This is a genomic window from Neisseria sp. P0021.S006 (genome assembly GCF_051956895.1).
Genome location: NZ_JBQCWZ010001231.1, coordinates 1 through 455 on the forward strand (window position 1 = coordinate 1; position 455 = coordinate 455).

1 protein-coding gene is annotated in these 455 nt (G+C 51.9%); it reads left to right on the plus strand.

All coding sequences use genetic code 11. The features are described from left to right. The coding region (locus ACTHUM_RS19630; RefSeq protein WP_440403958.1) for a ferritin-like domain-containing protein at positions 1-455 on the plus strand (455 nt) is incomplete at both ends.

The window sequence follows — 455 nt, forward strand, 5'->3', positions numbered from 1 at the left end:
CAATATGCCGTTTCAGTTTGTACGCGATTGGGTAAGGGTGGCGAAAGAAGAAGTGTTTCACTTCGGCTTAATGCGTGGCCGTCTGAACAGCTTGGGCTACGATTACGGCGATTTTGAAGCGCACGGGCATTTGTGGGATATGGCATATAAAACTGCTTACGATCCTTTGTTGCGCATGGCTTTGGTGCCGCGGGTGTTGGAAGCGCGCGGTTTGGATGTCACGCCGGGTATTCGTGCAAAAGTGGCACAGCGTGGCGATGTGGAAACCTGCGATGTGCTGGATATTATTTATCGCGATGAAGTGGGGCATGTCGCCATCGGCAATCATTGGTATCAGCATCTTTGCCGTGAGCGCGGTTTGGAACCGGTCGCCCTGTTCCGCAGTCTGATTGCGCGTTACGATATGTTTATATTCCGAGGCTACGTTAATATCGAAGCACGGGAACGTGCAGGAT